The sequence below is a fragment of the Streptomyces sp. Ncost-T10-10d genome (assembly GCF_900091955.1).
GTDB lineage: Bacteria > Actinomycetota > Actinomycetes > Streptomycetales > Streptomycetaceae > Streptomyces.
In genome coordinates, this window is record NZ_FMDF01000024.1 from 1 (window position 1) to 3,335 (window position 3,335).

The window sequence follows — 3,335 nt, forward strand, 5'->3', positions numbered from 1 at the left end:
GACTCGCTGAAGCCCACCTCCAGGTCGAACTTGGCGACCTGTGCGCCCTCCGGAGCCCCGCCCGATCGCGCCCCCTGGATGTCCAGTTCAGCGGTCACGTTGTTCTGCAGGGTCAGCGCCACCTGGAACAGTGGATGTCGGGCCAGGGACCGGGTCGGTGCCAGCTCCTCCACCAGCCTCTCGAACGGCACATCCTGGTGCTCGAACGCCGACAGGCTGGTCTCCCGCACACGCTCCAGCAGCTCACGGAAGGTCGGGTCACCCGACAGGTCCGTCCGCAGGACCAGAGTGCTCATGAAGAAGCCGACCAGATCGTCCAACGCCTCGTCATCGCGGCCGATGTGCACAGAGCCGATCGGGAGGTCGGTGCCCGCGCCCAGCTTGGACAGCAGCACCGCCAGGGCGGACTGCAACACCATGAAGAGGGTCACACCCTCGGCACGCGCGATCTCGGTCAGCCGAGCGTGCACGTCCGCCGGAAGCTCCAGCGGCACGTGGTGCCCGCGGTGCGAGGCGACCGAGGGGCGCAGGTGGTCGAACGGAAGTACCAGCTCCTCCGGGGCTCCCTCCAGAGTTTCCCGCCAGTAGGCGAGTTGCTGCGCCATGACGCTGCCGGGGTCGTTCTCGTCACCGAGCACCTCGCGCTGCCACAGCGCGTAGTCGGCGTACTGCACAGGCAGCGGCTCCCACTCGGGCGACCGGCCCTCGCTCCGCGCCGCGTATGCCGTGGCCACGTCCCGCGCCAGGGGTGCCTCGGACCAGCCGTCACTGGCGATGTGGTGCAGGACCAGGACGAGGGCCTTGTCGTCCGGGCCTGCCTCGAACAGCCAGGCCCGGATCGGCACCTCGCGCGCCAGGTCGAAGGCATGACCGGCCGCCTCGGCCACCGCCGCGTCCAAGCCCTCCGGCGCCACCTCGGACACCGACAGCGCCCACTCCAGGTCGTCCGACTTCAGCACGTTCTGGTACGGCTCACCGTCGATCGCCGGGAACACCGTGCGCAGCACCTCATGCCGCCCGATCACGTCCCGCAGCGCCGCACCCAGCGCCTCGCGGTCCACGGCACCCGACAGCCGCAGCACGAGCGGGATGTTGTAGGTGGCGCTCGGCCCCTCCAGCTGGGAGATGAACCACAACCGACGCTGCGCGTACGACAACGGAACCATCAGGACTCCTCCTGGTTGCGCATCGGCCGCAACGTCGGCCTAGCTGTCTTCTTGTCTCCAAGCCCCTGGGCGAGCCCGGCCACCGTCGGTGTCCGGAACAGCGCGCGCAGCGGTACCTCCGTGCCGAGTGCGGTCCGCAGTCGGCTGATCAGACGGATCGCCAGGACCGAATGGCCGCCGAGGGCGAAGAAATCGTCGTCCACGCCGACGCTCTCCAGGCCCAGAACCTCGGCGAACGCGGCGCAGAGCACCTGCTCGCGCTCGTTCGACGGCTCTCGTCGGGCCGCTGCCGTGTACCCGGGGGCCGGCAGGTTGGCCGTGTCGACCTTGCCGTTCGCCGTCAGCGGCAGCTCGTCCAGCACCATGAGCGCCATGGGGACCATCGCCTCCGGCAGTTGCTCGCGCACGAACGCCCGAAGCTCCGCAGGGTCGATGACCTCACCGGGCACCGCCGGAACCACATAGGCAACCAAGCGCCTCTCCGTCGCGGTGTTCGCGACGGCAGCGTGCCCGGCTGATCCGCTGTACGCCCGGCCCGAGAAGGCAGCCTCGGCTCCCGAGCTGTCCACCAGCCGCACCCCGCTCACCGAGGCACCCGGCTCCGCCGTCAGCGTGTCCACCAGCTGCGTCAGGCAGTCCGCAAACAGCCGCACCGTCTCCGCGTCGAACAAGTCGGCCGCCGCCGTCACCGCGCCCCGCACACCGGCCGCGCCACCCGAGGAGTCGAACACTTCGGCGAATGAGACCTCCAGATCGAACTTCGCCGTCGGCGCACCCACCGGCATTCCGGTGAACGCCATGGCTGCCGAGCCGTCCACCACGGCCCGGTGGGTGTTCTGGAGGGTGAGCATCACCTGGAAGAGCGGGTGCCGGGAGAGTGAACGGGACGGGGACAGTTCCTCGACCAGCTTCTCGAACGGCACGTCCTGGTGGGCGAAGGCCGACAGGCTCGTCGCCCGCACTCGGCCCAGCACCTCACGGAACGTTGGCTCGCCCGACAGATCCGTACGCAGGACGAGCGTGTTGACGAAGAAGCCGATCAGATCGTCCACCGCCTCGTCCGTACGTCCGGCCACATCCGTACCGATCGGGATGTCGGTGCCGGCTCCGAGGCGCGACAGCAGCACCGCGAGGGCTGCCTGCAGCACCATGAACGGGGTCACGCCCTCGGCCCGAGCCACCTCGGCGAGCCGTGCGTGCACCTCGGCCGGGATCTCCAGCGTCGTCCGGTGGCCGCGGTACGAGGACACCTCCGGGCGAGCCCGGTCGTACGGAAGTGCCAGCTCTACCGGCAGATCAGACAACTCGCTCTTCCAGTGGGCGAGTTGCTTGGAAAGAACGCTGTCCGGGTCCTGCTCGTCGCCGAGGAACTCCCGCTGCCAGAGCGCATAGTCCGCGTACTGGACGGGCAGCGGCGCCCACTCGGGCTCCCGCTCCTTGCGCCGTGCCTCGTACGCGTCGGACAGGTCGCACAGCAGCGGGCCCTCGGACCAGCCGTCGCTGGCGATGTGGTGCAGGACCAGGACGAGGACCTTGTCGTCCGGGCCCGCCTCGAACAGCCAGGCCCGGATCGGCACCTCGGCCGACAGGTCGAAGGCGTGGGCCGCGGCCCGGGCGACAGCGTCCTCCACGCCGTCCGGCAATACCTCGGTGACAGACAACTGCCAGTCCAGATCCGCATGTTCGATGATCCGCTGGTGGGACTCGCCGTCGGAGGTGGGGTAGACCGTCCGCAGTGCTTCGTGCCGTCCGATGACGTCCCGCAGCGCCGCACCCAGGGCATCACGGTCGACCTCGCCGGCCAGCCGGACCGCCAGCGGCATGTTGTAAGTGGCGCTCGGCCCTTCGAGCTGCCCGATGAACCACAACCGTTGCTGCGCGAACGACAGCGGGATACGTTCCGGACGCTCCCCGGCGGTCAGCGCCAGCCGGGCCGACTCCGCACCCTCCAGCCGAGCCGCAAGACCGGCCACCGTCGGCACCTCGAACAGCGCCCGCAGCGGCACCTCGACCCCAAGAACGACACGCACCCGGCTGACCAGACGGACGGCAAGCAGGGAATGACCCCCGAGAGTGAAGAAATCATCATCCACACCCACAGCCTCAACACCCAGGACCTCGGCGAAAGCAGCGCAGAGAATCTCCTCACGCACATTCGCCGGACCACGA

General features: G+C 69.4%; 2 protein-coding genes. Both read right to left on the minus strand.

Annotated elements, in window-relative coordinates:
- Window positions 1-1,166 (minus strand): condensation domain-containing protein (locus GA0115254_RS02050; RefSeq protein WP_305135798.1); only part of this gene is annotated, 1,166 nt, incomplete at its 3' end.
- Window positions 1,166-3,319, minus strand: a complete 2,154-nt coding sequence (locus GA0115254_RS02055; RefSeq protein ID WP_093893525.1) for a condensation domain-containing protein — start codon at window positions 3,317-3,319, stop codon at window positions 1,166-1,168. The genes GA0115254_RS02055 and GA0115254_RS02050, both read right to left, overlap by 1 nt.
- Window positions 3,320-3,335 lie beyond the last annotated feature (16 nt).